The organism is Streptomyces sp. NPDC007088, from assembly GCF_042869355.1.
Lineage (GTDB): Bacteria > Actinomycetota > Actinomycetes > Streptomycetales > Streptomycetaceae > Streptomyces.
Window position 1 is genome coordinate 254182 of the sequence record NZ_JBIAFO010000012.1, and the last position, 6113, is coordinate 260294.

The 6113-nt window shown below is 74.6% G+C and carries 6 protein-coding genes; 2 read left to right on the top strand and 4 right to left on the bottom strand.

What is annotated here, in order from left to right:
* The first annotated feature begins 15 nt into the window (after positions 1–15).
* Entirely contained in the window at positions 16–1101 is a 1086-nt protein-coding gene (locus ACFYMP_RS21080; protein ID WP_388859643.1) for an ATP-dependent DNA ligase, read from the top strand.
* A 68-nt stretch (positions 1102–1169) separates the two neighbouring features.
* Here the strand turns inward: ACFYMP_RS21080 and ACFYMP_RS21085 are convergent, their stop codons facing one another.
* From ACFYMP_RS21085 to ACFYMP_RS21095, 3 genes are all read right to left on the bottom strand, one after another.
* The gene (locus ACFYMP_RS21085) at positions 1170–1541 is read right to left on the bottom strand and encodes an STAS domain-containing protein (RefSeq protein WP_388859646.1); all 372 of its coding nucleotides are present in this window, start codon (positions 1539–1541) and stop codon (positions 1170–1172) included.
* A gap of 54 nt (positions 1542–1595) precedes the next feature.
* Positions 1596–3266: a PP2C family protein-serine/threonine phosphatase gene (locus ACFYMP_RS21090; protein ID WP_388859649.1), complete on the bottom strand. Its 1671-nt coding sequence runs from the start codon at positions 3264–3266 to the stop codon at positions 1596–1598.
* A gap of 298 nt (positions 3267–3564) precedes the next feature.
* The gene (locus ACFYMP_RS21095; RefSeq protein WP_388859652.1) at positions 3565–4728 is read right to left on the bottom strand and encodes a PP2C family protein-serine/threonine phosphatase; all 1164 of its coding nucleotides are present in this window, start codon (positions 4726–4728) and stop codon (positions 3565–3567) included.
* A 99-nt stretch (positions 4729–4827) separates the two neighbouring features.
* Between ACFYMP_RS21095 and ACFYMP_RS21100 the strand changes: the two genes are divergently transcribed.
* Complete coding sequence (locus ACFYMP_RS21100; protein ID WP_388859655.1) at positions 4828–5334, top strand: MarR family winged helix-turn-helix transcriptional regulator; 507 nt, start codon at positions 4828–4830, stop codon at positions 5332–5334.
* Between the two features lie 233 nt (positions 5335–5567).
* On the opposite strand, the gene ACFYMP_RS21105 is transcribed toward ACFYMP_RS21100, so the two are convergent.
* On the bottom strand, positions 5568–5957 hold the full coding sequence (locus ACFYMP_RS21105) for a MarR family transcriptional regulator (protein ID WP_388859658.1): 390 nt from the start codon (positions 5955–5957) through the stop codon (positions 5568–5570).
* Positions 5958–6113: the final 156 nt, after the last annotated feature.

Sequence of the window (6113 nt, forward strand, 5' to 3'; positions counted from 1 at the left end):
CGCCACAATCGGCTCATGCGCCTGCCCGTGATGCCACCCGTCAAGCCGATGCTCGCGAAGGCCGTGGCCCGGATTCCGCCGGACATGCTGTACGAGGCGAAGTGGGACGGCTTCCGCTCCATCGTGTTCCGTGACGGGGCGGAGGTCGAGCTGGGCAGCCGGACCGGCAAGACCCTGACCCGCTACTTCCCCGAGCTGGTGGAGGCGCTGGCGGCGCGACTGCCGAAGCGCTGTGTGCTGGACGGGGAGATCGTGGTGGCCCGAGCGGGCCGGCTGGACTTCGACGCCTTGTCGGAGCGCATCCATCCGGCCGATTCGCGGGTGCGGACGCTGGCCCGGACGGTGCCCGCCTCGTTCGTGGCCTTCGATGTGCTGGCGCTGGGCGATCAGGACCTGACGGGCCGGCCGCAGCAGGAGCGTCGCGCGCTGCTGGCCGAGGTGCTGGCGGGCGTGGACGCGCCGGTGCACCTGGCACCGGCGACACGGGACCGCGAGACGGCCGAGGGCTGGTTCGAGCGTTTCGAGGGCGCGGGGCTCGACGGGATCGTCGCGAAGCCACCCGGGCTCGCGTACCGGCAGAACGAACGGGCGATGTTCAAGATCAAGCACGAGCGGACCGCGGACTGCGTGGTCGCGGGTTTCCGTTACCACAAGAGCGGTCCTGTGGTGGGTTCGCTGCTGCTCGGGCTGTACGACGCCCGGGGCGCGCTCCAGCACGTCGGGGTGTGCGCGGCCTTCCCGATGAAGCGACGGGCGGAGCTGGTGGAGGAGCTGGCACCCCTGCGGATGGAGGCGGGCGACGGCTTCGCGGGGCATCCGTGGGCGGCGTGGGCCCAGGAGTCGGCGCACGAGTCGGCGCGCCTGCCGGGCGCGCCGAGCCGGTGGACGGGGCGGAAGGACCTGTCCTGGGTGCCGCTGCGTCCGGAGCGGGTGTGCGAGGTGGCCTATGACCACATGGAGGGCGCGGCGGACGGGGGCCGCTTCCGGCACACGGCCCGGTGGCGCCGCTGGCGGCCCGACCGCGCTCCGGAGAGCTGCGCGTACAGCCAGCTGGAGCAGCCGGTGCGCTACGACCTCGCGGAGGTGCTGGGCTCCGGGTGAGCGGCGGCCGGTTCGCGCGTGCGGTGCCCTCCCGTCCCCTTGCGGGCGGCGGAGGGCGGGGCCCCGGTTCAGCCGGTTCCTGGGTGTTCCTCCCCGCGCCCGGTCACGGGGCACGCGGTGAGGTAGGCCCTCGTGCCGGTGAGGTCGAGGAGCCGGCCCAGTACCGGGGACACCTCGTCCAGCAGGAGCGGGACGCCGGCCGACGCCGCTTGGCGGCGGACCATGATGAGGGCGGACAGGCCCATCGAGTCGCACACCGTGACCCCCGAGAGGTCGAGGTGGACGGCGGGCGGGACGGGCCGCGCGGCGAGCTGCCGGGCGACCGCGGTCAGCAGCTCTCCCGCCGTGTCGTGATCCAGTTCCCCGGCCGCCCGCAGCAGCGGTACGCCGGCGTCGTACGGGGCGACGGTGAGGGTCAGCGGGTGCGGAGGAACGGTCATCCGGGTCTTTCGGTCCTGCGGCGCCGGGGCACCGGTTGCGGTCGTACGGGTGGGTCAGGCGGTGTACCTGCCCCGGGTGCGGCCGTCCACCGCGCTGAGGTGGGCGTGGCGCGGGGCGGTGATGGCGACGAGGGCCATGTCGTCGTGGGGTCCGTCGCCGACCCACGCGGAGGCGAGCATCTGGACGTGCTCGACGACGGCCTCGGCGGGCAGTCCGGCGCAGTCGCCGAGGGCCTGGCGCAAGCGCTCCTCGCCGAACATCTCGTCGCCGAGGGGGCCGCCGCGCGCCTCGGTGATGCCGTCCGTGTAGAGCAGGCAGGTCTCGCCGGGGGCGAGTTCGACGGTGTCGGTGGTCACGGTGACCTCGGGCAGCGCCCCGATGAGGGTGCCCCGGGTGTCCGCCTCGTCGACGCGGCCGCCGTCGCGCACGATGAGCGGCACCGGGTGCCCGGCGCTGGTCAGCCGCAGCCGGACGGTTCCGGCCGCGCGGGTCACGGAGGCGAGCACGAGGGTCGCGAAGCGGGCGTGGTCGGCCGTCAGGAGGGCGCCGTTGAGGAGGCGCAGGACCCGGGCGTGGTCGTCGGCGAGCGGCAGCAGCGCGTGCAGGGTGTTGCGGATCTTCCCGGTGAGCACGGCGGCCTCCAGGCCCTTGCCGCACACGTCGCCGAGGACCGCCATGGCCTCCTCGCCGTCCTCGGTGGCCGGGTGGACGTCGTAGAAGTCCCCGCCGACGCGTTCGCTCTGCCCGGAGGGCCGGTAGCCGCCGGCGAACTCGACGCCGTCGATCCGGTGCAGCGCGGGCGGGAGCAGTTCGCGCATCAGGGTGCGGGTGATCCCGGCCTGCTCGGCGTAGAGCCGGGCGGCGGAGATCGCCGCCCCGGCCCGCGCGGCGAACAGTTGCGCGAAGACCTCCTCGGTCGCGGTGAAGGAGGAGCGTCCGCAGCGGCGCAGCACGATGAGCGCCCCGGCCGGTACTCCGTGGCCGGGCAGCGGGGTGACCATGACCGAGCCGAGCGGGCCCTCGAAGCCCTCGGGGACGATCCAGTCGGGGACGGCGGCGGGGTCGATCCAGCGGGAGGGCACGGGCGGGAAACCCTGGAGCGCCTCGGCGAGTCCGGGCACCTCCGCGGGGTCGGCCTCGACGGCGCGGGTGGTGAAGGAGCCGTCACCGCCCGCGAGGGCGAGCGGGAGACGGTGTCCGGCGGGCGGGGAGACGAACACGGCGGCGTCCCCGAGGTGCCGGGCGGCGAGGGTCGCGGTGACCTCGACGCAGCGTTCGGCGTTGAGCGAGGACAGCAGGGCGGTCGACGCCTGCGAGAGGAAGGCGGCGCGTTCCCGCTCCTGCGCCAGGGCCTCTTCGGCGCTCCGGCGGCCGGTCTCCTCCATCAGCCACCACACGACGTCCTGCCCCCGGCGTACCGGCCGCGCCTGGAAGCTGCGCTCGCCGATGGTGCCGCTCGCGACGGCCGGGTCCCCGGCTGTCGCCTGCCGCGGGTCGAGGCCGTCGTGCGCCTCGGTCAGCCAGGAGGGGGCGACGTCGCGCACCGCGCGGCCCGGGGCCGCGCCGGGCAGCAGCGAGCTCGCGGCGGAGTTGACGGCGCTGACCGCGCCGGCCGGGTCGAGGACCAGGACCGGGCAGGGCGCGGACTCCCACTCGGGCCCGGCGCCGGATCGGGGCGGGCGGGGGGCGGGCAGGGCCGGGGACAAGCTGTCGGAAGACTTCACAGACGGGGCACGCCGTGCGTACCGCACCACCTTCGGTTGGGGGGCTTGAGTCAAAGGTTTCCGTTTGGCAACCATCCCGCACCCTCGGCGCGAGGGCAAGCCCGGTCGGGGCCGCGTCGCCGCGCGAAAGGGTGGTCCGGTGGGAAAGCCCTTGATCAGGGTGCCCGGGGGCACGGACGTGTGGATCATCACCCGGCGCCCGTGGCCCACGGACCCGGGCGCCGGCCCCCGGCCCGCGCCCGCTCGCGTCGTGGGCCGGGGCGCCGGACCGGCCGGCCCGCCCGCGCCCCGGCCGCTCTCAGCCCTGGCGACCGTGCCAGTCCAGGCAGATGACCATGGCGTCGTCGTCCTGGTCGCGGGAGCCGCGATGACCGGCCAGTTCGTTGAGGACGGCGTAGGGGACCTGGGCGGGCGGCAGCAGCCGGGTCCCGGTCATCGCGGCGGCCAGGGCCCGTTCGCTGTACCGCTCCCCCGAGGGCGACACGGCGTCGTAGACCCCGTCACTGAAGAAGAAGAGCCGGTCCCCGGGGCGCACCCGGAAGTTCTGCGCCGTGTACGGGGTGTCCTCGAACATGCCGAGCGGAAGCTGCGCCTCCAGCTCCACCTGCTCGGCGACCCCGTCACGCTGGAGCCACATCTGCGGGGAACCGGCGTCCACGATCTCCACGTCCCCGGTGAGCAGGTCGAAGCGGAGCAGCAGCATCGAGAGGTGGACGCTGCCCTGGTGGTGACCGTAGACGGCCTGGTCGGTCAGGCACGCCTGGTCGGCGAGCGAGAGCCCGGCGCGGCGGGCGTTGCGCAGCGCGTTCACGGCGAGGCTGGTCAGCAGGGACGCCTCGATGCCCTCGCCCATGCCGTTGGTGATGCTGAGGGTGAGCGCGTCGGCGGAGCCCGCCCAGTCGAAGTTGTCGCCGTGGATGGCGTAGGCGGGTTCGAGCTGGGCGCCGATCTCGTACTCGGGGCGGGAGCAGGAGCGTCCGGGCAGCAACTGCCACTGCATCTCGGCGGCGAGCGTGAGCCGCTGGGCGCGCCGCGCCTGCAGATAGAGGTCGGTGTCCCGTTCGGCGACGATGATCTCGTGTCCGAGCAGTTCCCCGATGTCCAGCAGTTCCTGGGAGAGGGCCGCGTCGTAGGCCGCGGCGGGCATCGTGACCGTGATCAGGCCGAGACGGTCGCCGCGCACGCTCACGGGTACGTGCACGAGGACGTCCTCGCCCTTCTCCTCGGCGTACGGCTGCTGGGCCCCGAAGGCCCGGCCGGGCGCGCCGGTATGGGCGGACAGCGGCTCCGGCGCGAGGGCCGGTGCGTGGACACGCTGGAGTATGGTCATGGCGTAGTCGGCCATGAGCAGATCCGTGTCCTGGGCCCCGTAATGGGACCGCAGAGCCCCCCGCAGAGCGTCGAGGAGGGCGTGGGGCGGGGCCTTGCGCAGGGCGCGTTCCACCGCCGCGAATCTGTCCACCGTGGGTTTACCACCTATCTATGAGGTAAGCAGAAGGGAATCCGGTCTCTCATGTCTCAGCGACTGACAGGACCGTTGCGAAGTGTCAAAGTTGAGGACATGCATCCCGACCAGGCCCCCGGAAACGACCGGGACGCCGCGGCCAGGGTGGCTCAGGAGGTCATCGAGCTGCTCGAAGTGATGTGGCACAAGGGCCGGGATCTGGTCTCGACGGCTCCTGCCTCACCTTCGCAGCTGCGCGTGCTGTACATCCTGGACCGGGACGGCGGGATCAATCTGCGCACCCTCGGCAGGGAGCTGGGAGCGGCGCCCTCCTCGGTGAGCCGGCTGTGCGACCGGCTCCAGGCTCTCGGGTTCATCGAACGCTCGACCAGTCCGGCGAGCAGGCGTGAACTGGAACTGCGGCTGACGAGCCAGGGAGAAAAGTACCTCGGGGATCTGCGCGCGCGCCGCGAGAGCGCCCTCCTCGACATCATGTCGCGGGTTCCCGCGGCCGACCGGGCGGCACTGGTACGGGGGCTCGGCGGTTTCCTGGACGCGGCCTACCCGCCGAGCAAGCGCTCGGCCGGGGTGCGGCACTCCGGGGACGCCGCCGGCACCGCCTGAGCGCGGTACGGCCCGCTTCGGCCTGGCCAAGGAACCCTCCTCCGGATCGAGTCGGCCCGCGCGCCGACGGGGTGGGGCGGCGCTGTCGAGGTCAGATTGTTTCCTTCGGCGCACAGTTGTCAAACGGCAAGTGTTGCAGGTTGCCCGGCCCCGGCGTCCCCGGGGCCGGGCTTCCGGTAAGCGGCGCACCGCCCCGGGCCGCACGGAGGTCGTGGACCAGGACTGACGGCCCGTCACCCGCTCTCCTCGCCCGCCTCCTCCTCGCGCAGCCGGTCGCGCACCCGGCGCAGCGCGAGGAGCAGACCGGCCGTCTCGCGGGCGCCCGGCATGTCCCGGGCGAGCCGGCGCGCCCGTCGGGCCCGGTGCGAGCGCAGTGCGGCGGCGCCGTGCGGGGTGAGCGAGACCACGACCCGCCGCCGGTCCCCCGGCCGGGCGCGCTCCAGCAGTCCGCCCCGCACGAGCCGGCCGCAGAGCCTGCTGACCGAGGCGACCGGGGTACGCAGGCGCCGCGCGAGACTGCCGATCGTGAGCGGGCCCGCACGGTCGAGGGTGACCAGCACCCTGGCCACCACCGGGGAGACCTGGGGTTCCGCCGCCAGCTCACCTCGTTCGGCGAGCGCCACCAGGAGCCGCGCGGCAGACCGGGGGCCGGGCGGGGGGGCCCCCGGGCCCGGCGCCCCCCCCCGGGCCCGCGGGGGGGGGGGGCCGGGGGGGCGCCGGGGGGGGCGCGGGGGGGGCCGGGGGGGGGGGCGCGGGGGGGGGGGGCCCCGGGGCCCGGG

Coding starts and splice junctions, on each gene's coding strand:
- ACFYMP_RS21080 (WP_388859643.1), top strand. CDS start 16: ATGCGCCTGCCCGTGATGCCACCCGTCAAGCCGATGCTCGCGAAGGCC.
- ACFYMP_RS21085 (WP_388859646.1), bottom strand. CDS start 1,541: ATGACCGTTCCTCCGCACCCGCTGACCCTCACCGTCGCCCCGTACGAC.
- ACFYMP_RS21100 (WP_388859655.1), top strand. CDS start 4,828: ATGCATCCCGACCAGGCCCCCGGAAACGACCGGGACGCCGCGGCCAGG.